General features: G+C 73.0%; 22 protein-coding genes. 10 read left to right on the top strand and 12 right to left on the bottom strand.

Going from position 1 to position 22194, the window contains the following annotated elements:
- Positions 1 to 41 precede the first annotated feature (41 nt).
- On the top strand, positions 42 to 1631 hold the full coding sequence (locus OG470_RS18065) for a phospholipase D family protein (protein ID WP_328425810.1): 1590 nt from the start codon (positions 42 to 44) through the stop codon (positions 1629 to 1631).
- Here OG470_RS18065 and OG470_RS18060 read toward each other — a convergent pair.
- Entirely contained in the window at positions 1580 to 2332 is a 753-nt protein-coding gene (locus OG470_RS18060; protein WP_328425808.1) for a hypothetical protein, read from the bottom strand. The two genes, OG470_RS18065 and OG470_RS18060, sit on opposite strands and share 52 nt — an antisense overlap.
- A 367-nt stretch (positions 2333 to 2699) precedes the next feature.
- Here OG470_RS18060 and OG470_RS18055 point away from each other — a divergent pair, with 367 nt between their 5' ends.
- The gene (locus OG470_RS18055; protein WP_328425806.1) at positions 2700 to 3524 is read left to right on the top strand and encodes a SigB/SigF/SigG family RNA polymerase sigma factor; all 825 of its coding nucleotides are present in this window, start codon (positions 2700 to 2702) and stop codon (positions 3522 to 3524) included.
- A 138-nt stretch (positions 3525 to 3662) separates the two neighbouring features.
- Here OG470_RS18055 and OG470_RS18050 read toward each other — a convergent pair whose 3' ends face one another.
- The 3 genes from OG470_RS18050 to OG470_RS18040 are packed head-to-tail and all read right to left on the bottom strand — an operon-like array spanning position 3663 to position 6436.
- Complete coding sequence (locus OG470_RS18050) at positions 3663 to 4253, bottom strand: GNAT family N-acetyltransferase (RefSeq protein ID WP_328425804.1); 591 nt, start codon at positions 4251 to 4253, stop codon at positions 3663 to 3665.
- Positions 4250 to 5770: an APC family permease gene (locus OG470_RS18045; protein WP_328425802.1), complete on the bottom strand. Its 1521-nt coding sequence runs from the start codon at positions 5768 to 5770 to the stop codon at positions 4250 to 4252. Before OG470_RS18045 ends, OG470_RS18050 begins: the two co-directional genes overlap by 4 nt.
- Positions 5771 to 5809: 39 nt before the next feature.
- On the bottom strand, positions 5810 to 6436 hold the full coding sequence (locus OG470_RS18040; protein WP_328425800.1) for a GOLPH3/VPS74 family protein: 627 nt from the start codon (positions 6434 to 6436) through the stop codon (positions 5810 to 5812).
- Positions 6437 to 6619: 183 nt separating this feature from the next.
- Between OG470_RS18040 and OG470_RS18035 the strand changes: the two genes are divergently transcribed.
- Genes OG470_RS18035 through hrpB form a run of 3 tightly spaced genes read left to right on the top strand, consistent with a single transcriptional unit; the run spans position 6620 to position 10288 of the window.
- Positions 6620 to 7444 carry a helix-turn-helix domain-containing protein gene (locus OG470_RS18035; RefSeq protein WP_328426439.1) on the top strand — a complete coding sequence of 275 codons (825 nt, stop codon included), beginning with the start codon at positions 6620 to 6622 and terminating at the stop codon, positions 7442 to 7444.
- 41 nt (positions 7445 to 7485) lie between these two features.
- Positions 7486 to 7686 (top strand): DUF397 domain-containing protein, encoded by a 201-nt coding sequence (locus OG470_RS18030; protein ID WP_328425798.1) that lies wholly within the window; start codon positions 7486 to 7488, stop codon positions 7684 to 7686.
- 13 nt (positions 7687 to 7699) lie between these two features.
- Positions 7700 to 10288, top strand: a complete 2589-nt coding sequence (gene hrpB / locus OG470_RS18025) for an ATP-dependent helicase HrpB (RefSeq protein WP_442931161.1) — start codon at positions 7700 to 7702, stop codon at positions 10286 to 10288.
- 7 nt (positions 10289 to 10295) lie between these two features.
- Here the strand turns inward: hrpB and OG470_RS18020 are convergent, their stop codons facing one another.
- Positions 10296 to 11021 (bottom strand): PP2C family protein-serine/threonine phosphatase, encoded by a 726-nt coding sequence (locus tag OG470_RS18020; protein WP_328425794.1) that lies wholly within the window; start codon positions 11019 to 11021, stop codon positions 10296 to 10298.
- 270 nt (positions 11022 to 11291) lie between these two features.
- Between OG470_RS18020 and OG470_RS18015 the strand changes: the two genes are divergently transcribed.
- From OG470_RS18015 to OG470_RS18005, 3 genes are all read left to right on the top strand, one after another.
- Positions 11292 to 13889 carry a glycoside hydrolase family 9 protein gene (locus tag OG470_RS18015; RefSeq protein WP_328425792.1) on the top strand — a complete coding sequence of 866 codons (2598 nt, stop codon included), beginning with the start codon at positions 11292 to 11294 and terminating at the stop codon, positions 13887 to 13889.
- A gap of 70 nt (positions 13890 to 13959) precedes the next feature.
- Entirely contained in the window at positions 13960 to 14091 is a 132-nt protein-coding gene (locus OG470_RS18010; protein WP_328425790.1) for a hypothetical protein, read from the top strand.
- Positions 14092 to 14138: 47 nt separating this feature from the next.
- The gene (locus OG470_RS18005) at positions 14139 to 14672 is read left to right on the top strand and encodes a GNAT family N-acetyltransferase (RefSeq protein WP_328425788.1); all 534 of its coding nucleotides are present in this window, start codon (positions 14139 to 14141) and stop codon (positions 14670 to 14672) included.
- Between the two features lie 48 nt (positions 14673 to 14720).
- Here the strand turns inward: OG470_RS18005 and OG470_RS18000 are convergent, their stop codons facing one another.
- From OG470_RS18000 to OG470_RS17980, 5 genes are all read right to left on the bottom strand, one after another.
- Positions 14721 to 14978 carry a UBP-type zinc finger domain-containing protein gene (locus OG470_RS18000; RefSeq protein WP_328425786.1) on the bottom strand — a complete coding sequence of 86 codons (258 nt, stop codon included), beginning with the start codon at positions 14976 to 14978 and terminating at the stop codon, positions 14721 to 14723.
- Complete coding sequence (locus OG470_RS17995) at positions 14975 to 16549, bottom strand: Na+/H+ antiporter (RefSeq protein ID WP_328425784.1); 1575 nt, start codon at positions 16547 to 16549, stop codon at positions 14975 to 14977. The genes OG470_RS18000 and OG470_RS17995 overlap by 4 nt, the downstream gene beginning before the upstream one ends.
- A gap of 36 nt (positions 16550 to 16585) precedes the next feature.
- Complete coding sequence (locus tag OG470_RS17990) at positions 16586 to 17551, bottom strand: TIGR03885 family FMN-dependent LLM class oxidoreductase (protein ID WP_328425782.1); 966 nt, start codon at positions 17549 to 17551, stop codon at positions 16586 to 16588.
- A gap of 73 nt (positions 17552 to 17624) precedes the next feature.
- Positions 17625 to 19037: an NADP-dependent succinic semialdehyde dehydrogenase gene (locus OG470_RS17985; protein ID WP_328425780.1), complete on the bottom strand. Its 1413-nt coding sequence runs from the start codon at positions 19035 to 19037 to the stop codon at positions 17625 to 17627.
- A 12-nt stretch (positions 19038 to 19049) separates the two neighbouring features.
- Complete coding sequence (locus OG470_RS17980) at positions 19050 to 19313, bottom strand: DUF6343 family protein (protein WP_328425778.1); 264 nt, start codon at positions 19311 to 19313, stop codon at positions 19050 to 19052.
- Positions 19314 to 19445: 132 nt separating this feature from the next.
- On the opposite strand from OG470_RS17980, the gene OG470_RS17975 reads away from it, so the two are divergent.
- Entirely contained in the window at positions 19446 to 20093 is a 648-nt protein-coding gene (locus tag OG470_RS17975; RefSeq protein ID WP_328425776.1) for an antibiotic biosynthesis monooxygenase, read from the top strand.
- A 189-nt stretch (positions 20094 to 20282) separates the two neighbouring features.
- On the top strand, positions 20283 to 21134 hold the full coding sequence (locus OG470_RS17970) for a GDSL-type esterase/lipase family protein (protein ID WP_328425774.1): 852 nt from the start codon (positions 20283 to 20285) through the stop codon (positions 21132 to 21134).
- A 37-nt stretch (positions 21135 to 21171) separates the two neighbouring features.
- Here OG470_RS17970 and OG470_RS17965 read toward each other — a convergent pair whose 3' ends face one another.
- Both OG470_RS17965 and OG470_RS17960 read right to left on the bottom strand, forming a co-directional pair.
- Positions 21172 to 21927, bottom strand: coding sequence for an EcsC family protein (locus OG470_RS17965; protein WP_328425772.1), 756 nt, complete (start codon positions 21925 to 21927; stop codon positions 21172 to 21174).
- A 50-nt stretch (positions 21928 to 21977) separates the two neighbouring features.
- Positions 21978 to 22124, bottom strand: coding sequence for a hypothetical protein (locus OG470_RS17960; protein ID WP_167493040.1), 147 nt, complete (start codon positions 22122 to 22124; stop codon positions 21978 to 21980).
- Positions 22125 to 22194: the final 70 nt, after the last annotated feature.

The raw sequence follows: 22194 nt of genomic DNA, 5'->3' as shown, positions 1-22194 counted from the left end.
CCTACCGTGAGGACGTTGTCGACCTCGGGGAGGGCTGGACGTTGCCATTGCAGGACTGGTTCCTCACCGCGCAGGAACGCGCCAACCCGGTCTCTGATTTACCCGTCTGGACCACCGGAAACCTCGCCGAGCCGTTGATTCACGGTGCGGCGTACTTCGACCGGCTGGTCGACGAGGTGGAAGCACTCACCGAGGGCGACCACCTGTTCTTCACCGACTGGCGGGGTGACCCGGACCAGCGGCTGCGCCCGGACGGCCCGACCGTGGCCCAACTCTTCGCCCAGGCCGCCCAGCGCGGGGTGGTGGTGAAAGGGCTGATCTGGCGCTCACACCTCGACGCGCTGTCCTACAGCGAGGCGGAGAACCGCGACCTCAGCGAGACGATCTCCGCGGCCGGCGGCGAGGTGCTGCTCGACCAGCGGGTCCGGCGCGGCGGCTCGCACCACCAGAAGCTGGTGGTGCTGCGGCACCCGGGCGCCCCTGAGCGGGACATCGCGTTCGCTGGCGGGATCGACCTGTGCCACAGCCGCCGTGATGACGCCGCGCACCGCGGCGACCCGCAGCCGGTGCAGATGTCTCCCCGGTACGGCCCCAACCCGCCCTGGCACGACGTGCAGCTCGCGGTGCGTGGCCCGGTGGTCGACGCACTGGACACGGTGTTCCGGGAACGCTGGACCGACCCGATGCCGCTGGACTCGGAGAACCCAATGGCCTACCTGCGGGACCGGCTACGCGGCGCCGACCTGCGCCCCGACCCGCTGCCCGAGCAGCCGGCCGAGCCGCCGCCCTGCGGGCCGCACCAGATCCAGGTGCTGCGCACCTACCCCGCCGTCCGGCCGCGCTACTCCTTCGCACCGGAGGGCGAGCGGACCGTTGCCCGGGGCTACACCAAGGCGGTACACCGCGCGCGCCGCCTCATCTACCTGGAGGACCAGTACCTCTGGTCGACCGAGGTGGCGGACCTGTTCGCACACGCCCTGCGCGACAATCCGGAGCTGCACCTGATCGCCGTGGTGCCCCGGCACCCGGACGTGGACGGCAGGCTCGCGCTGCCACCGAACATGGTCGGCCGCGAGCAGGCGCTGTCGCTGTGCGAGCGGGCCGCGCCGGAGCGGGTGCACGTGTTCGACGTGGAGAACCACGCCGGTGACCCGGTCTACGTGCACGCGAAGGTCTGCGTGGTCGACGATGCCTGGGCCAGTGTGGGCAGCGACAACTTCAACCGCCGTTCCTGGACGCACGACAGCGAGTTGTCCTGTGCGGTGCTCGACGACACCCGTGACCCGCGGGAGCCCACCGATCCCGCCGGGCAGGGCGACGGGGCACGGGCCTTCGCCCGGGAGTTGCGGCTGCGGCTCTGGCGCGAGCACCTGGACCGCGACCCGGCCGGCGCGGACGACGCCGACCTGCTCGACCCGGCAGACGCCGTCGCGACCGTCACGGCCGCCGCCGACGCGCTGCAACAGTGGTACGACGACGGCCAGGTGGGCGACCGTCCGCCCGGCCGGCTGCGCCCGCACCGCCCCGAGCGGCTGCCCTGGTACACGCGCCTGTGGGCGTTGCCGCTGTACCGGCTGGTCTACGACCCGGACGGCAGGCCGCTGCGGGCCAGGTTGGCCGGCACCTGGTGAACCTGCCGGGTCGGCTCGGGTAGGACGGCGGCGCCGTGCACGGTCAGTCCGCCCGGGTAGGCGAACGAGGAGCGCGGCGAGTAGTAGCCGAAGCCGATGGTCAGCGGGTTGGCGGGGCGGAGCGCGTACATCGGGTGCCCGGGCTGCAGGAACTCCACCGACTCGATCTCGAACGGCGCGACCGGCTCCGCCACGAACGGGTAGACCGAGCTGAGCAGTTGCCCGTCGCGGCGGGTGAAGTAGCGGTGGTGGCCGCTGCTGATCACGTGGCCGGTCTCCCCCACCCGACATCGGGCCCGGATGAGCGGCGCTCCGTCGACCTCGGTCTCGGAGAGCAGGTCCTCACCGCCCACCTCGATACGCGTCCGTCCGGCGACCGTCGGGGCGCCGCGGGCGGCGGCGTACTCCCGGACCAGCCGGCTGGAGGCCACGTAGTGGGTCCACCAGCCGCCCGGGCTGAGCCCGCCGGGGGCGTCCACACCGACCAGCGAGACACCGAGGTAGGTCAGCGAGTAGGCGCCGAAGCCGGAGGTCTGCGTCTCGTCGTCGACGACGTACTGGTTGAGGAAGACCTGCCGGTCCGGGCGGGGGCGCAGCCCGGGCGGGACCAGGGCGGCGACCGCGTCCGGATCCGCCGGCAGCCAGCTGAAGTAGAGCGTGCGACTGTTCACGACGAGCTGGGGAGCGGCTGGATCGAGCACGGTGCCTCCGAACCGGGTCTGTACGGGCAACGCTACGGCCGGTCCCGCCAGCGGGACAAGGACGGGATAGTCGACCCATCGGCCCTGATGTTGGATTTCCTGTTGACCGCTCAGGCGATCGGGGTGGCCGATCGGCCGGCTCGGGTGGGACGACCGGGGGCGCCACCTACCAGGTAAGGATCCTCACAGGCATCCGGAGATCCGCCCTATTTGCTCCCTTCGTTACTGAAAACACCTTAAGTACATCAGCCTTTCGGCTAGATTTCGGGGAGACGATCAGGTTAAGGTGAGTCCCGAACGGCCCATACGAAGCTAAACCAAAGCGTCACGTCTTTTATCCGCGGACGAGGTGCAGGGAGGACCACCCATGACCGCGCCAACGATTAGCGAGCAGCCGACCGCCACGGCCCGGAGCACCACGAAGCTGGACCCGCGGGCGCTCACCGACAGCGCCGCCGACCTGCTCAACGCCATGGCCGCACTGCCCGCCAACCACCCGTCGCGTCCCGCGCTGCGGGACCGGGCCATCGAGGCCTGGCTGCCGCTGGCCAACCACCTCGCCCACCGCTACAGCGGGCGGGGCGAGCCGACCGACGACCTGGCGCAGACCGCCGCGATCGGCCTGATCAAGGCGATCGACAAGTTCGACCCGTCCCGCGGCGTCGACTTCGCCGGGTACGCCATCCCCACCATCATCGGCGAGCTCAAGCGGCACTTCCGCGACCGCACCTGGGACATCCGGGTGCCCCGCCGGCTCCAGGAGCTGCGGCTGGCCATCTCCGACGCCAACAGCTCGCTGCTGCAGACCCTCGGCCGGTCGCCGACGGTCGCCGACATCGCCGCCCACCTCAAGCTCACCGAGGAAGAGGTCCTGGAGGGCCTGGAGGGCGCCCGCGCGTACAACGCGGTGTCGCTGTCCACCCCGACCGGCGACGGCGAACGGGCCACCGAGCTGGGCGACATGCTCGGCGGCGAGGACTCCCAGTTCGAGCTGGCCGAGCTGCGGGTCGCCCTCGGCCCAGCGCTGGCCACGCTCGACGAGCGGGAGCAGAAGATCCTCACCCTGCGGTTCTACGGCAACCTGACCCAGTCGCAGATCGCCGACCAGATCGGCGTTTCGCAGATGCACGTCTCCCGGCTGCTGACCCGGGCTCTGACCAAGCTGCGCGGCCAGCTCGACGGCGCGTACTAGGCGGTTCGGCGGTTGAGGGCCGGGTCGGCGGACCCGGCCCTCAACCGTCCGCACCGGTTGTCACGCGAACGTGACAACGGGTCCGCTCGGCGTCCGGCCGGGTCGCTCCCCTCGGGGGCAGCGACCCGGCCGGTCCCGTCAGCGGCCGACCGGCTCCCGCCACATCGGCCAGAACGGCGTGCCGTCGGGCACCCGGAACGGCTCGCCGGCCCGGTAGCCGTGCCGCGCGTACAGGTCGCGGCTGCGAGCGCTGCTCGCCTCCAGGTAACCCGGCATCCCGTTCTCGTCCAGCCACCCGTGGTGGTGCGCCAGCAGCGCGGTCCCCAGCCCCTGCCCCTGCCGGCCCGGCTGGGTCGCCAGGAAGGCCAGGTGGTGGTGGTCAGGATGCGGGTGATTGGCCGCGAACAACTCGTCGAGATGCTGGAACCGGTCGGTCCACTCGCCGCAGGCGGCGGCGAGCCGGGCGTCGTAGTCCGTCGGCGGCGGCGCCGGCTCACCGACCGACGGGAACCAGACGGCGACCGCACACCGGTCCGCGGTGGCGTCGACGAGGCCGTGCCGCATCGCGTGCTCGACCAGGATCTCGAAGTTCCCCGCCAGCACGGCCTCGCGCTTGCTCGCGTCGGGCACCAGCCAGTGCGTCACCTCCAAGGCGGTGAACGCCTCGGCGATCCGGCCGGCCACCAGCGCGGTGTCCTCCGGCCCGAGCCGGTCGATGGCCACGCTCACCGGGATACCTCCGCGCCGGCCGGTGCCGGCGGCTGCTCCACCGGCGGCACCGCGGCAGCGGCGCTCGCGCCCAGGCCGATCCGGGCGTACGTGTCCGGACGCCTCTTGCGCAGCACCAGCGCCCAGTTGACGCCCAGGGCGGCCGCCACCGGGTAGACGGCGGGCAGCGCCCAGCGCAGCGGGGAGTCCGGCGCGACGCCGAGCAGGTTGGCGAAGTTCGACACGGCCAGCCAGATGATCACGACGAGCGCGACGGTGGCCAGGCCGGGTGCGATGAGCCGCCGCCACAGCGTCTCGCCGTCGCCGGACCGGACGAAGTAGGCGATCACCGCCACCGAGGTGGTGGCGATCAGCAGCAGCACGCCGAAGCCACCGGTGGTGCCGACCCAGAAGAACAGCTTGATCACCGGATCCCAGCCGTTGACCGCGTACAGCAGGATGACCAGCAGGCCGAACACGCTCTGCGCCAGCGAGGCGGCCCGCGGCGCGCCGCTGCGCGGTGAGGTCTGCCCGAACACCGCCGGCAGCACCCGCTCCCGGCCGAGCGCGAACGCGTAGCGGGCCGTGGTGTTGTGGAAGGAGATCATCGCGGCCAGCACCGAGGTCAGGAAGAGTGCCTGGCCGATGGTGACCGCGGTGTCGCCGAGGTGCTCCCCGGCCAGGTTGAAGATCAGCCCGACGCTCTGCTCGCCAGCCGCGGCGACGATCTGGTCCGGTCCGACGGCGACCGTCATGGTCCAGGCGGAGAGCGCGTACAGCACGGCGATGATCCCCACCGAGAGGTACGTGGCCACCGGCACCGTCCGCCTCGGATCCTTGCTCTCCTCGCTGAAGACCACCGCGGACTCGAAGCCGACGAACCCGAGGATGGCCAGCACCAGCACCGCGCCGACCCCGGGCACGAAGAGGTTGTCCGGCGAGAACGCGGCGAAGCTGACCTCGCCGCCGGCCGGATTGCCGAGCTGTCCCAGGTCGAAGATCAGGATCACCACGATCTCGGCGACCAGCAGCGCCGCCAGCACCATGCCGTTGATGTCCACCCGGAGCAAACCGAGCAGGCCGACCAGTGCCCACGCCACCAGGGCGACGATCGACCAGTGCGGGTGCCCGCCGAAGATCCGGTCGAGCACCGGCTCGGCGGCTACGCCGATGGTGCCGTAGAGCCCGACCTGCAGCGCGTTGTACGCGGTCAGCGCCACCCAGGCGGCGGCCACGCCGGCCGGTCGGCCCAGGCCACGCGAGACGTAGGCGTAGAAGGCGCCGGCGTTCTCCACCCGGCGGGACATCGCCACGTAGCCCACCGAGAACAGGGCGAGCACCGCGGCGACCACCAGGAAGGCCAGCGGGATGCCGGTCACCCCGACCACGCCGTAGCCGGTGGTGACGACACCCGCCACCACGGTCAGCGGCGCGGCGGCGGAGAGCACGAAGAAGATCACCGAGGGGATGCCGAGGCGGCCTCGGGCAAGAGATTCGGAGACGTTGCTGGGTCGCTGGACTGTCGATGTCGGGGGCATACCACTACTCCGGTTGTCGAGGAGGGGGTTACCGGGGAATCAGGGGGCGCCGCGCAGCACCGCGGCGCCAACGGCGGCCTCGGTGTACCCGACGAGTTCCTTCAGGGGCGCCGGCAGCGCCGGGATGAGGACGTTCAACCGGTGGTGAGCACGGGGTCCGGCGCTCCAGAGCACCTCTCGGGTCAGGCCGGCGGCCACGACCAGGCCGAGCAGCAGGGCGTCCGGCACGCTCGGCGGGTCCGGACGGTCCAGCAGTGCCCGCAGCCGGGTGGCCGGCCAGGCCACCGCGTTGAGGTCGATCGGCAGGTAGCTGACCGAGGTGCGCAGCAGCCGGCGGCTCTCCTGGCGGCGCAGCACACCGGCCCGGGCCAGGCGCTCCCCCACCGAGGTCGTCGCGCTCTGCGCCAGGAAGCTGAGCCAGGTGCCGACCGCCTGATGCTGGGGCTCGCCGATCATCTGGTCGAGCACGGTGTGCGCCAGCGCGTCGGCCGGCGGGCGTCGGTCGACGAGGGTGATACGTCCGCTCGAGACGGTGATATGTCCATACAGGACCAACTCACCGAGCAGCCCGCCGGCCAGCCCGAGCCCGGTCGCGGCCGGATGCAGTTTGGCCTTGCCACGGCTGTCGTTGTGAGCGATCAGGAAGAACTCGTCGGCGATGAGCAACGGTCCTCCCGCACGGATGTGTCCACAGTGATCGCGACCGGGAAAGGATGCACCGACAGCTACTGCAATGCAACTCCCAGATTTGAAAGTTGCACTCCGTGCATGTGCGACCTGCGGATCTTGTCGTGACAGACTCGGACGGTGACCGCCACCCCCGCCATCCGACCGGCCGCCAGCCCGACCGTGCGCCGTCGACGAATCGCCCGGGAGCTCCGCCAGCTCCGGGAACGCGCGGGCATGACCCTCGATGTCGCCGCGCGCCAGCTCGACATGTCCAAGAGCAACCTCTCCCGGATCGAAACCGCGCAGATCGGCATCAAGCCGCGCGACGTCCGGGCGGCGCTCGCGCTCTACGAGGTGACCGGGGCGGACGCCGAGGCGCTGATCGAGATCGCCCGGGGTGCACAGCAGCGCGGCTGGTGGCAGAACTACAGCGACGTACTGCCCGAGTGGTTCGAGTTCTACGTCGGGCTGGAGGCCGAGGCGGCGGCGCTGCGCACGTACGAGGCCGAGTCGGTGCCGGGGCTGTTGCAGACCCAGGCGTACGCCCGGGAGATCTACCGGCGCACCGCCGGCGAGGACGGCGTGGAGCGCAAGGTGGCGGCTCGGCTGCACCGGCAGGAGGTGCTGCGCCGCGACAACCCGGTTCAGTTGTCGGCGGTGGTCAACGAGGCGGTGCTGTTGCGCCCGGTCGGCGGCGCCGCCGTGATGGCCGAACAGTTGGTCCACATGAGCCGGATCACGCAGTTACCCAACGTCACAATCCAGGTACTGCCGTTCGCGGCCGGCGGGCACCCCGCGATGAGCACACCGTACGTGATCCTCAACTTCGCCGAGGCCGCCGACGCGTCCGTGGTTTACCTGGATAACCTCACGATGGGACTGGCGCTGGAGGATGCCGATCAAGTGCTCGGGTATAGCCTTCTGCACGAGGAGCTGTGTCGGATGGCGCTCGATCCGGCGGCGTCGTTGACCCGTATCGAGCATGCTTCTCGTAACTTTGCGTGACCGCTTCTGCGGCACGCCGACGCAGACGAGAGGTATCGCGGATGACGGCAATCGACCTGACCCGGGCGGACTGGCGCACCAGCACGCGCAGCAGTGGCAACGGCAACTGCGTGGAGGTCGCGACAGCCGACGGTCAGGTCGCCGTCCGGGACAGCAAGGACCGCTCCGGCCCGGTGCTCGCCTTCGGCCCGTCGGCCTGGCGTACCTTCCTGCGCGGCGTCGGCGAGGTGCGCCGCAACTGACCCACCCGGGCCGGTGCGAGACTTGGCCGTGCTCTCTGACGTAACCCTGGACCTGCCGGTACGCCCGGTGCTGCCGGCGCTGATCGCGGCGCTCGACGCGGCCGGCGCCGGGGTCCTGGTGGCTCCGCCGGGCACCGGCAAGACCACCCTCGCGCCGCTGGCCGTGGCCGACCGGGTGACCGGCCGGGTGGTGATCGCGCAACCCCGCCGGGTGGCCGCGCGCGCCGCCGCCCGGCGGATGGCCGAACTGCTCGGCGAGCGGGTCGGTGACCGTGTCGGCTACGCGGTACGCGGCGAGCGCCGGGTCAGCCCGGCCACGCGGGTGGAGGTGGTCACCACCGGCCTGCTGGTCCGCCGGCTGCACCACGACCCTGAGCTGCCCGGCACGGGCGCGGTGCTGCTCGACGAGTGCCACGAGCGGCAACTCGACGCCGACCTCGCACTGGCCTTCACGGTGGAGGCGCGGGCCACCCTCCGGCCGGACCTGTGGCTGCTGGCGATGTCCGCCACCCCGGACACCGACCGCTTCGCCGCTCTGCTCGGCGGGCCCAGCCCGGCCCCGGTCGTACGGGCCGAGTCCGCGCTGCACCCCGTGCAGCGAATCTGGGCGCCGCCACCCCGGCCGATCGCCCCGCCCGGAGCCGGTCCGGTGGACCGGTCCCTGCTCGACCATGTGGCGGCCACCGTCCGGCGGGCGCTGCGCGAGCACGACGGCGACGTGCTGGTCTTCCTGCCCGGGGCCGGCGAAATCGCGGCGGTCACCGGCCGACTGGCCGACCTGCGGGACACTGTCGCGCTGCTCCCGCTGCACGGCCGGCAACGCGGCGCCGAGCAGGACGCCGCCCTGCGTCCGGCAGATCGACGCCGCGTGGTGCTGGCCACCGCGCTGGCCGAGACCAGCCTGACCGTGCCAGGCGTCCGGGTGGTGGTGGACGCCGGACTGTCCCGGGTGCCCCGCATCGACCTGGCCCGCGGGCTCGGCGCGCTGATCACCGTGCCGGTCTCCCGAGCCGCCGCCACCCAGCGGGCCGGCCGGGCCGGCCGCGAGGCCCCCGGGTCCGTCTACCGCTGCTGGTCCGCGGCGACCCACGAGCGACTGCCCGCCCGGCCGGAGCCGGAGATCGCCACCGCCGACCTGACCGGCTTCGCGCTGGAGCTGGCCGCCTGGGGCCGGCCGGACGGCGTCGGGCTCGCCCTGCCCGACCCGCCACCGCCTGCGGCGATGGCGGTGGCCCGGGACACGCTGACCACCCTGGGCGCGGTCGACGCGGACGGCCGGATCACCGGGCGGGGGCGGGCCATCGCCGCCGCCGGCGCGCACCCGCGGCTGGCCCGGGCTCTGCTCGACGGCGCCGGACGGGTCGGCGCCGACCGGACGGCCGAGGTGGTGGCCCTGCTCTCCGAGGAGAGCGCGGCCGGCCCGGGCGACGACCTGACCGCCGGCTGGCGCCGGCTGCGGACCGGGGTCGACCCGGCCGCGACCGCCCGCTGGCGAGGCGAGGTACGCCGGCTGCGCGCCGCGCTGCCCGCCGGCTCCACACCCGAGGGCCGTGGCGACGGCGACCGGGCCGCCCGAGCGAGCGGTCCGGGAGCCGGCGGACGTGCCGCCTCCGCTGGGCTGACCGACGACCTGGCCGCCGGGCTGCTGGTCGGGCTGGCGTACCCGGAACGGCTGGCCCGGGTCCGGCGGCCGGGCGGGTCCGCGTACCTGATGACCGGTGGGACCGCCGCGGAGCTGGCGGCCGGGTCGGGGCTGACCGGGTCCGACTGGCTGGCGGTGGCCGTCGCGGACCGCACCCCCGGCGCGCCGTCGGCGCGGATCCGCCGGGCCACGCCGCTGGACGAGGCGACGGCCCGCGAGGCCGCCGGGCCGCTGCTGTCCACGCGCCGGGAGGTCGGCTGGTCCGACGGAGACGTGGTGGCCCGGGAGGTGACCCGACTGGGCGCGATCGAGCTGCAGGAGCGCCGGCTGGACCGCCCGGACCGGGCGCAGGTGGCGGAGGCGCTGCTGACCGGTCTGCGCCAGGAAGGGCTGGGACTGCTGCCCTGGACGCCAGCGGCCCGGGCCTTGCGCGAGCGGCTCGCCTTCGGCCGGCACCACCTCGGTGCCGAGTGGCCGGACGTGGGCGACGAGGCGCTGCTCGCCACCGCGCCGACCTGGCTCGGCCCGGAGTTGGCCGCCGCCCGGCGCCGCGCCGACCTGGCCCGGGTGGACGTCGCCTCGGCGCTGCGCCGGCTGCTGCCGTGGAAGCAGGCCGCCCAACTGGACGAGTTGGCACCGGAGCGGATCGACGTGCCCAGTGGTTCACGGATCCGGGTGGACTACAGCGACCCGGCAGCGCCGGTGCTGGCGGTGAAGCTCCAGGAGACGTTCGGCTGGCCCGCGGCCCCCCGCATCGGCGACGGGCGGGTGCCGGTGCTGCTGCACCTGCTCTCCCCCGCCGGGCGGCCGGTGGCGGTCACCGCCGACCTGGCGTCGTTCTGGCGCACCGGCTATCCGCAGGTCCGCGCCGAGCTGCGCGGTCGCTACCCCCGGCACCCGTGGCCGGAGGACCCGGCTACCGCGACGCCCACCCGGCGGGCCACGCCACGCCGGCGCTGAACGCCGGTTACTCCTCCTCCACGTCGGCCACCACCACGGTGACGTTGTCCGGCCCACCGGCGTGCAGCGCCAGGTCGATCAGCTTGCCGGCACAGGCGGCGCGGTCCGGGTAGCCGGTGAGCACCTCGGCGAGGGTGTCCGGACGGACCACGTTGGAGAGCCCGTCGCTGCACAGCAGCCACCGGTCGCCGACCCGGGGCACCATCGTCGCGTAGGACGGGGAGACGTCGTCGCCCTGGAGCGCCTGGGTGACCACCGCCCGGCGCGGATGGCTGCTGGCCTGGTCCGCGGTGATCACGCCCTGGTCCACCAGCATCTGGACGAAGGTGTCGTCCCTGGTGACCTGCTTGAGCACGCCCTCGCGGAACAGGTAGGCCCGGGAGTCGCCGACGTGCGCGAGGGCCAGGCAGCTGCCGGTACGGGCGAAGAGCAGGGCGGTCAACGTGGTGCCCATGCCCTGGCGCTCCGGATCCTCGGCAACCGCCTGCCGGATCCGCGCGGTGGCCACCGCGATGCCGCCCTGGAGCGCGGCCACCAGGGCGTCCTCGGGGGTCTCCACGTCGAGTGGGGAGACCGCGTCGATGGTGAGCGCGCTGGCCAGGTCACCGGCCGCCATCCCGCCCATGCCGTCGGCGACGGCGACGAGCCAGGTCCCGGCGTGCAGGGCGTCCTGGTTTCCACTGCGGATCAGCCCACGGTCGCTCGTTCCCACGGAACGCAGCTTCAGGGTCATGGGAGGCAGCCTGCCAGGCGAAGGGCGCAGTTGTCTCTAGGAGATCAGGACGACGGGGCGTGGCGCGGCCAATCTCACGTGTCCGCAACGGCGCGTCGCGGCACCCCGGCCCGGCGTCGTGCTGGCCGGCCGCCCTAGTCGGGCACCGAAAGCCATCTAGTCAGATCGATTGACATGCCCCTGACGCGCTGGAAACATCGAGCCGACACCTGGGAGCGCTCCCAGCTTCCGCCGCCACCGTCTCACTTCCCGTCCCGGAAGGACTCCCCCGTGACGCCATCCCGACGCCGCCTCCTGCTGGCCGCGGCGACCACCCTGGCCCTCACCGCCGCGGGCGCCGGCCCGGCCCACGCCGACCCGCCACCGGACGCCCCCGAGCAGATCGACAACGGCGACTTCAGCGGCGGCGTGAGCCCCTGGTTCTCCTTCGGCACCGGCGCGCTCGCGGTGACCGACGGCCGGCTCTGCACCACCGTCCCCGGCGGGCTGGCCAACCCGTGGGACGCCGGCATCGGCCAGGACGGCGTGCCGCTGATCGCCGGAGCCGAATACACCCTCGGCTTCGCCGTCTCCGCCACTCCCGGCACCGCGGTCAAGGCCGTCCTGCAGCTCGGCAGCGCCCCGTACACGACGTACGCCGCCGTGGACGCCACCGCCCAGCGGGTCGAGCAGACCTTCACCGTCCCGGACGACAACCCCGCCGCCCAGCTGATCTTCCAGGTCGGTGGCGCCGCCGAGACGCAGACCGTCTGCCTGGACGACGTCTCGCTGCGCGGCGGCGAGCCGCCCGAGCCGTACGAGCCGGACACCGGGCCACGGGTGCGGGTCAACCAGGTCGGCTACCTGCCCGGCGGCCCGAAGAACGCCACCGTGGTCACCACGGCCACCGAACCGCTGCCGTGGCAGTTGCGCTCGGCCGGCGGCGCGGTCCTGGCCAGCGGCACCACCACCGCCCGCGGCGTGGACGGCGCCTCCGGGCAGAACGTGCAGACGGCCGACTTCTCCAGCTACCGCACCCCCGGCAGCGGGCTGACGCTGACCGTGGACGGCGAGACGAGTCACCCGTTCGACATCTCCGGCACCCTGTACGACCGGCTGCGCGCCGACTCGCTCCAGTTCTTCTACGCCCAGCGCAGCGGCACCGCCATCGACGGCGACCTGATCGGCGACGAGTACGCCCGACCCGCCGGCCACCTCGGCGTGGCACCCAACCAGGGCGACACCAGCGTGCCCTGCCAACCGGCCGTCTGCGACTACTCCCTGGACGTGCGCGGCGGCTGGTACGACGCCGGCGACCACGGCAAGTACATGGTCAACGGCGGCATCGCCACCTACCAACTGCTGAACACCTTCGAGCGGACCAGAACGGCGGCCACCGCGGCCGGCGGCACCGGGTTGGCCGACGGCACGCTGCGGGTACCCGAGCGCGCCAACGGCGTACCGGACATCCTCGACGAGGCCCGCTGGGAGTTGGAGTTCCTGCTGCGCATGCAGGTGCCGGCCGGCCAGCCGCTCGCCGGAATGGCGCACCACAAGATCCACGACCGAAACTGGACCGGGCTGCCGCTGGCCCCCCACGACGACCCGCAGCCCCGCGAGCTGCACCCGCCGTCGACCGCAGCCACCCTCAACCTGGCCGCCACCGCCGCCCAGTGCGCACGGCTCTACGCCCCCTACGACGCGGCGTTCGCGGGCCGCTGCGCCACCGCCGCGACGACGGCCTACGCCGCGGCCAAGGCCCATCCAGCGGTGTACGCCAGCCCCACCGACGGCACCGGCGGCGGCGCGTACGACGACTCGACCGTCACCGACGAGTTCTACTGGGCGGCGGTCGAGCTGTACCTGAGCACCGGCACGCAGACCTACCTGAGCGACCTGACCGCCTCGCCGCACCACACCGGCGACGTGTTCGGCCCGCAGGGCTTCGGCTGGCAGAGCACCGCCGCGCTCGGCCGCCTCGACCTGGCCACCGTGCCGAACGGGCTACCCACCGCCGAGCTGACCCGGGTCCGCGCCTCGGTCACCGCCGCCGCCGACGCGTACCTCGCCGAGCTGCGCCGGCAGGCGTACGGGCTGCCGATGCCCGGGGACGCCGGCAGCTACTTCTGGGGCGCCAACAGCAACATCATCAACAACGCCGTCGTGCTGGCCACCGCCTTCGACCTGACCGGCGACGCCGACTACCGCGACGGCGCCGTGCAGGCGATGGACTACCTGCTCGGCCGCAACGCGCTGAACATCTCCTACGTCACCGGGTGGGGCGAGCACGCGGCGGAGAACCAGCACAGCCGGATCTTCGGCCACCAGCTCGACCCGAACCTGCCGAACCCACCCGCCGGCTCCCTCGCCGGTGGCGCGAACGCCGCCCTCCAGGACCCGTTCGCGGCGCAACTGCTCGCCGGCTGCGAGCCGATGTTCTGCTACGTCGACGACATCAACTCGTACGCGACCAACGAGGTGGCGATCAACTGGAACTCGGCGCTGGCCTGGATCGCCTCGTTCCTGGCCGACCAGGGTGACGCCAGCTCGGTGCCGGCCACCACCTGCGCGGTCCGCTACACCAACTACGGCGCCTGGCACGGCGGGACCGGGTTCACCGCACAGCTGACCGTGCGCAACACCGGCGCGACGGCCGTCAACGGCTGGAGCGTGCGGTTCGCGTTCACCGGGGACCAGCGGGTACGCGAGGCGTGGCTGGCGAAGGTCACCCAGTCCGGCGCGACGGTGACCGCGCGCAACGAGTCGTACAACGCCCGGATCGTGCCCGGCGGCACCGTGACGTTCGGCTTCAACGCGACCACCGGCGGCGGCGCCAACCCCAACCCGGGCCTGGTCACCGTCAACGGGGCGCCCTGCACCCTCTCCTGACCCCGACTCCTGGTGGCCGTCCGCTGTGGGCGGCCACCAGCGGGGGCCTCGGGCCGCTGGCGGTCATCCGATGGACACCTGCCCGACGGTTGCACCGGTCAGCCAGAACAGGATCGTCACCACGATGCGCGCCAGCGGGGTGCTGAACGATCCCACCAACGCCCTCGCGGTCGAGGCGGCCGCCTGGTCATCCCGGCGCTGACCCGGTGGGCGTTGGCCACTCGCCCGGGGTGTAGCAGCATGGTGGGCGTGACGGATCAGCAGAGCATCACCATTCGCCCCGGTGGTCCCGACGACGCCGCGACCGTGCTGCGGCTGCTCGACGGCGCTACCGCCTGGCTGGCGGCGCGCGGCCGGACCGGTCAGTGGGGCACCGAGCCGGCGTCGACGGATCCACGCCGGATCGCCCAGGCCGACGGCTGGGCCTCGGGCGGCGGCCTGCACCTGGCGATGCGCGACGACCGCCCGGTCGGCACCCTGGTGGTCGGCGCCGCCAGCGACTACGTGCCCCCGGCCACCGAGCCGGAACTCTACGTGCGGCTGCTGGTCACCGACCGGGAGCACGCCGGCCTGGGGATCGGGGCGCGGCTGCTGGAGCACGCCGCGGAACTGGCCCGGTCGCGGGGGCTGGGGCTGCTCCGGGTGGACTGCTACGGCGGCGACGATCGGGCGCTGGTCCGCTTCTATGAGCGCTGCGGCTTCACCGCCACCGACTCGTTCACTGTCGCGCGACCGGGACGCGACCCGTGGCCCGGGCAGCTCCTCGTCCGTCGGCTCGGCTGAGCAATCGTCCCGACGCTGACGGCCGGGCCGCCTCCAGTCGTCGGCCCGTCAGCCGATCTCTTCGTCGACGTAGCACCAGCGCCAGGTCTCGCCGGGCTGCACCGACTGGATCACCGGGTGGCCGGTGGACTCGAAGTGCTTCGTCGCGTGCTGGTTCGGTGACGAGTCGCAGCAGCCGACGTGCCCGCAGGTCAGGCAGGCTCGCAGGTGCACCCAGTCGGCGTCTCCGATGGCGACGCAGTCCGGGCATTCCTCGGTGGTGCCCGACTCCACGGCGCCGGCCTCGGTCAGGTGCTGACAGCTCACTTCTCGACCTCCTGCCGCAGCAACGACTCTTCCAGGTCCAGGTCACGATAGGCCCGCACCAGCACCTCCTCGGGGATCCGACCGGCGTCCCGGGCAGCCCGGAAGACGTCCCGCTCGGCGTCGATCATCTCTTGTCGGAGCCGACCGTACGCCTGGGACGGGGTCTCCCGCTCGGCGCCACCGAGCCGTTCCCAGGCCAGGTTCGTGCGGTCGTCCAGCGCCCGGCGCAGCCGGTCCACCACCGCCGCCGGTGCGTCGGCGGCCAGCGCGTCGAGGCGGTCCCGGGCGGCCCGGCTGGCCTGCTGCTGCACCCCGGCGGCCGACAGCGCGTCCTGCACCGGGTCGTCCTGCGGCAGCTTCAGCCGGCGGGCGACCAGCGGCAGCGTGGCCCCCTGGCCGACCAGGGTGACCACGATCACCGCGAAGGCCAGCCAGATGAACAGCGCCCGGGGGTAGGGCGCGTCGTCGGCCAGGGTCAGCGGCAGGGCCAGCGCGGCGGCCAGGGTCACCACGCCACGCATCCCGGCCCAGCCGATGATGATCGGGAACTTCGGCGACGGGGTCTCGTCCCGGCGGCGGATCCGGGGCACCAGCCGGGCCAGGTAGGTGGCCGGGAAGAGCCAGACGAACCGGGTGAGGAAGACCGTGGCGAGCACCGCGAGGGTGATCGTGATGAGCGAGCCGATCGGCTCGTCGAGGTCCCGCAGCACCTCCCGCAGTTGGAGGCCGACCAGGAGGAACACCAGCCCTTCCAGCAGGAACCGGGCCAGTCGCCAGAACGCCCCGACCTGCAACCGGGAGGCCGCCGACAGCAACTGGGGCAGCTTGTGGCCGAGTGCCAGCCCGGTGACCACCACCGCGACCACGCCGGAGGAGTGCACGGCCTCGGCGGCGAACACCACCGCGAACGGGATGATCAACGACAGCGCGTTGTCCAGCAGTGGGTCGTTGATCCGCCGGTGTAGGAAGCCGAAGATCACCGCACCGAGGGCGCCGATCAGGATGCCGCCGCCGGTGGCCCGCAGCACCTCGATGGCGACCTCGGCGGTGCCGACCGCCGAGCCGATGGTGGCCAGCGTCGCGACCCGCAGCAGCACCAGCGCGGTGGCGTCGTTGACCAGGCTCTCCCCCTCCAGGATGGTGACCACCCGACGGGGTAGGCCGACCCGCCGGGCGACCGCCGTGGCGGCCACCGCGTCCGGCGGGGCGACCACCGCGCCGAGGGCCAGGCAGATCGCGAACGGCACCTGCGGCAGCAGCAGGTGCAGCACGAGCCCGACCACGAACGCGGTGAACAGCACCAGGCCGACGGCGAGCAGCAGGATCGGCCGGATGTTGTTCTTGAACGCCGGCACCGAGGTTTCCAGCGCGGCGACGTAGAGCAGCGGCGGCAGGATGCCGACCAGCACCAGCTCCGGGTCGAGCCGGACCTGCGGGAAGCCCGGCACGAAGGAGAGCGCCAGACCGAGTACGACCAGCAGGATCGGCGCGAGCAGGCCGAGCCGGCGGGCCAGCGCCGCGCCCAGGGTGGCGATCGCCAGGAAGACGACGACCGGAAACAGGCTCTCCATGGGTACGAGCCTAGGGGTCCGGGGGCCGGACCCCGCTCAGCCGCCCGGGCGCAGCTTCGGCAGCACCTCGGCGCCGAACGCGTCGATGAACCCTCGCTGCTCCTGCCCGACGTGGTGCAGGGCGATCTGGTCGAAGCCGAGCTCCAGGTACTCCTCCAGCCAGCCGACGTGCCGGCCGAGGTCGGCCGAGACGTTCACCACCTCGGCGACCCGCTGGGCCGGCACGTCGGCCGAGACCATGTCGAAGTGCTCGGCGGTCTCCAGATCCCAGCAGACCGGCGGGGCGAAGACGTTGCTGCGCCACTGGTCGTACGCGATTGCTTCGGCCTGTGCCTGCTCCGGCGCCCAACTGACGTGCACCTGCAGGTGCAGTGGCCCGCGCCCGCCAGCGTCCCGGTACGCGTCGATCATCTCGCGGAGGTGCGCCACCGGCGCGTTCACGGTGATCAGCCCGTCCGCCCACTCGGCGCACCAGCGGGCGGTGGCCACGCTGACCGCGGCACCGACCAGCGCCGGTGGCTCCTCGGGGCGGGTCCACAGCCGGGCCCGGTCCACCCGGACCAGGCCGTCGTGGCTGACCTCCTCGCCGGCCAGCAGCGCCCGGATCACGTCCACGCACTCGCGCAGCCGCGCCGCGCGGACGTCCTTGCGTGGCCATGGATCACCGGTGATGTGCTCGTTGCTGGCCTCACCGGTACCCAGCGCGGCCCAGAACCGGCCCGCGTACATCGCGCCGAGCGTGCCGATGGCCTGCGCGATGATCGCCGGGTGGTAGCGCTGGCCAGGGGCGTTGACCACGCCGAACGACATGCCAGTGGCCTGCAGCGCGGCACCCAGCCAGGACCAGGCGAAGCCCGATTCGCCCTGCCGGACGCTCCACGGGGAGAAGTGATCCGAGCACATGGCGGCGTCGAAGCCGGCCCGCTCGGCGTGCATCACCGCCTCCAGCAGGGCACGGGGGTGGATCTGCTCATGGGACGCGTGAAACCCGAACACCGTCATGGGCGCACTTCCTACCCACGACGGCGTCCGGTTGAACCGCCCCGCCCCGCTCCGGCCGCCCGGTCCGCGCCGGTTACTCGGCGTGCGCGCCGGCGCCGGCCGACGCGGCGCCCTCGCCCACCCAGACCGTCTTGGTGTTGCAGAACTCCCGCATGCCCAGCGCGGACAACTCCCGGCCGTAACCGGAGTTCTTCACGCCGCCGAACGGCAGCTCCGGGAAGGAGGTGGTCATCCCGTTGATGAAGACGTTGCCGGCGTCCAGGTCGGTGGCGAAGCGCTCCTGCTCGGCCGGGTCCCGGGTCCAGGCGTTCGAGCCGAGCCCGAACGCGGTGCCGTTGGCCACCTCGATCGCCTCCTCGTACGACGACACCCGGTACAGGCCGGCGACCGGGCCGAAGACCTCCTCGCTCCACATCCGCATCTGCGGCGTGAGGTCGGTGACCACCGTCGGTGGGTAGAACCAGCCGTCACCGGGCGGCAGTTCGCCGCCGCAGAGCACGGTCGCGCCGTTGTCCACGGCGTCGCGCACCTGGGCGTGCACCTCGTCGCGACCGCCCTGGCTGGCCAACGGCCCCACGTCGGTGTCCGGGTCCATCGGGTCGCCGACCCGCAGCGCCGCCATGTTCGCGGCGAACTTCTCCGCGAAGGCGTCGAACACGTCGGTGTGCACGATGAACCGCTTGGCGGCGATGCAGGACTGACCGTTGTTCTGGCAGCGGGCGGTGGTGGCCACCTCGGCGGCCCGGTCCACGTCGGCCGAGGGCATCACCACGAACGGGTCGCTGCCACCCAGCTCCAGCACGGTCTTCTTCAGCTCCCGGCCGGCGACCTGGGCGATGGAACGGCCGGCGCGCTCGCTGCCGGTGAGCGTGGCGGCGCGTACCCGGGGGTCGCTGAGGATCCGGTCGACGGCGTCCGAACCGACCAGCACGGCGGTGAACGCCCCCTCCGGGAAGCCGGCCCGACGGAACACGTCCTCCAACAGCATCGCGGTCTGCGGCACGTTCGAGGCGTGCTTGAGCAGGCCGGTGTTGCCGGCCATCAGTGCCGGTGCGGCGAAGCGGATCACCTGCCAGAGCGGGAAGTTCCACGGCATCACCGCGAGCACCGCACCGATCGGCTGGTAGCGGATGAACGCCCGGGTCGCCTTGACCGCCGTGGCGTCGGCCGGCTCGTCGGCGAGGAACGACGGCGCCTGGTCGGCGTAGAACCGGCAGGCGGAGGCGCACTTGGTCACCTCGGCCTGCGCCGCGATGTACGTCTTGCCCATCTCCGTGGTCATGATCCGGGCGATCTCGTCCCGGTCGGCCTCCAGCAGGTCGGCCGCGGCGTTCATCCAGCGGGCGCGCTGGCCGACGGTGGTCTCGCGAAGCTGCTGGTGCGCGAGGTCGGTGCGCTCGATGGCGGCGTCGAGCTGCTCGGTGGACATCGCCTCGTAGGTCTTGAGCACCTGTCCGGTGGCGGGGTTGGTGGTGGCGATGGGCATCTCGTCCTCCTGTCACTCGAACAGCGAGTGCTTGACGCCCGGCTCCTCGCGGTGGCGGGCGGCGCGGCGGCGCTGGATCACGACCAGGTCGACCACGGCGACCACGGCGAAGATCGCGCAGACCACGCCGAGCCAGGCGATGCCGGCCCAGAACGCCAACACCGCGAAGAGCGCCATGATCACCAACCCGAAGCCGGCGAGGGTGAGTCGGAGGTTGAGCGCGCTGTTCGCGTGGCCGACCGTGCCGCGGGCACGCCGGGGCTGCGATCTCGTCATACCCCCCGACCTACCCCAGATCGCCAGTGTTAACCGGCCCCGGGCACCCCGGTCGGTCGCGCCACCGGGGTGCGCCGGTGTGCTCGGTTACACCCGTTCGCCCCACGGCCCCGCCGACCGCAGGATGGACGCATGCCCATGACCCAGACCGTGCCGGTGACCGTCGCCATCGCCCGGCGCGCCGATCCGGCCCGGGCCAGCGAGATGGTGGCCTGGATGCGGGCCGGCACGGCGCTGGCCGAGGCGTTTCCCGGGTTCCTCGGCGCCGGCTGGGTGCAGAGCGGTCCGGGCTCGGCGGATTGGCACATGCTCTACCGCTTCGCCGACGCCGAGACGCTGCACCGGTGGGAGGAGTCGCCGCAGCGGCACTGGTGGCTCAGCTCGGCGCAGGGCATCGTCGAGCACACCCGGGTCGAGCGGCGCACCGGGATCGAGGGCTGGTTCGACCCGCCGCTGGAGCACTGGGTGGACCCGGTCGAGCCGATCCCGCCGGCGTCGCCGCCGAGATGGAAGCAGGCGGTGACCATCTGGCTGGCGTTCTTCCCACTGAGTCTCACCGCCACCCTGCTGACCACCCGGTTTCTCGCCGACGTGCCGCTGGCGGCTCGGGTGCTGCTGATGACGCTCTGCCTGACTCCGCTGATGACCTACCTGGTGCTGCCCGGGATCACCCGGGCGCTGCACTGGTGGCTGCACGGCCAGCCATGGCCCGCGTCGACGTGGCGGCGATCATCCAGCCGTCCCGCCAGGCGCCCGGGCGGCATGCACAAAGGAGCGTGATACCTGTGAGGCATATTGATGACTCACAGGTATCACGCTCATTCAGACAGATGGTCAGACGCGCCGTAGCACGCCCGAGGCGGCCATACCGACGCTCTGCCGCATACCCGACAGCAACTTCCCGACAAACCACGTCCTGCGCATAGAGTTACCGCGCTGTCGCTCTGTGCTGCGAAGACGGGGGATGTCATGCCTCGACGCTGGGTCGCCGCCCTGGCCTGTCTCGCGGCGCTGCTCGCGCTGGCCTGCGAGGGCGGCACCTCGGCGACACCCCGCCCGACCAAGGGCACCCCGCAGCCCGGCGGGCCGGGTGGCATCGCCGCGCTGGGCGACTCGATCAGCACCGGCTTCGCCTCCTGCCTGGTGCTTACCTCCTGCGAGCGCAACTCCTGGTCCACCGGGGACGGCCTGCGGGTGCGGAGCCACTACCGGCGGCTACTCGACCAGGACTCCGCGATCCGCGGCCGGACGTACAACCACGCCCGGCCGGGTGCCCGCGCCGACGCGCTGGAGGGCCAGGCGAAGGCAGCGGTACGCGACCGCGCCGACGACGTCACCGTGCTGATCGGCGCCAACGACGTCTGCCGGGGCGGGGTGGACGCGATGACACCGGTGGCGCAGTTCCGGGCCGACGTCGACCGGGGCCTGCGGGTGCTGCGGACCGGCCGGCCGAAGGCCCGGGTGCTGGTGGTGAGCATCCCCGACCTGAACCGGCTCTGGGAGGTCGGGCACGGCGACTCCCGGGCGGTACGCGCCTGGCGGCGGGGCGTCTGCCCGGCCCTGCTGGCCGAGGCGACCTCGACGGCGCCCGCCGACCGGGCCCGCCGGGCCGCCGTCCGGGACCGGATCGACGCGTACAACGCCCAGTTGGTGGCCGCGTGTCGGGCGTACGGCTCGCGCTGCCGGCACGACGGCGGCGCGGTGCACAAGGTCCGGTTCACGCTCGACATGTTGAACCCGCTGGACTGGTTCCATCCCAACGTCACCGGGCAGGGCCGGCTCGCCGACGTCACCTGGCGCTCCTCCGGCCTGGCCGACTGACCGGCCCCCACGCCCTCGGACGATCGCGGGGTGCCGGTCAGGGGTGGCGGGGTTCCGGCACGGTGCTGCGCGGGCGGTAGAGAGCCCGGGAGCGCGCCGCCAACTCCTTGGTGGCCGACGAGTTGGCCCAGGTGCCGAGCACGATCGCGGCACCTGGCACGATCTTGGCGACCATCCGCTTGGCCGCCCGGACGCCGGCCATCTGGGCCAGCCGGACGCCCAGCTTCAGCATGACGTGGCCGAGCGGGCGCTGGCGCCCGCCCAGGCCGAAGAGCGCGTCGGCGCGTTCCCGGCCGGCGGCTACCCCGAGCGCCAGCCGGGCGCTCTCGGCGACCTTGTGCACCCGCTGGAGCACCAGCAGGTCGGTGGCCCGGTCGGTGTGCAGCGGGTCGACGTCGTAGGCGGCGGCGATGTGCAGCACCATCCGCGCCTGGGTCCAGGCCAGCACGCCCACGTCGAGCACGGCGCCGGGCAGCCCGGCCGCGCCGGAGACCGCACCGGAGAGGCGGGCCAGGTTGACGAACTTGCGGGCCGCCTGGTCGGCCAGGGCATCGGCCGAGACACCGGGCTGATCGGCCCGGGCCCGGCTGGCCCACTGCGCGGCCTCCGGGGCGAGCCGGCGGACCGCCTCCAGGGCGAGGTGCTCCGGGGCGTACTGCGGATCGTCACGCATCCGGTCCCAGAGTCGGGCCGGCGGGCCCTCGGGAGCGTCCGCCGGCCCGGCCGGCAGGCCGGCGGACGGTTGGGGGGTGGGTGCGGCGGGCGGGCCGCCGACGGGTGGGGTGTCGGTCACCGGGTCTCCCCAGGGGGTCGGTACGGCGGGCAGGACGGCCGGTGGAAGGGTCAGCGGCGGCGGTTGGACAGCCGGGCCGCCAACCCCTTGAGCTTCTGCTGGTTGCCGGGCTTGGCCATCTCGCGCCGGCCCCGGTCGACCAACTGTTGCCCCTTCGGCGATTTCAGAAATGCGCTGATCCGCTGCATTAGTGACATAACGTCCTCCTGTCGGTGATCCCTCTGTCATGTGTACCCCGAACCCGCAACGGATGTACCCGGGACGCGA

It is taken from the genome of Micromonospora sp. NBC_00389, assembly GCF_036059255.1.
Classification (GTDB): domain Bacteria; phylum Actinomycetota; class Actinomycetes; order Mycobacteriales; family Micromonosporaceae; genus Micromonospora.
This window is presented reverse-complemented; position numbering and strand designations above follow the sequence as displayed.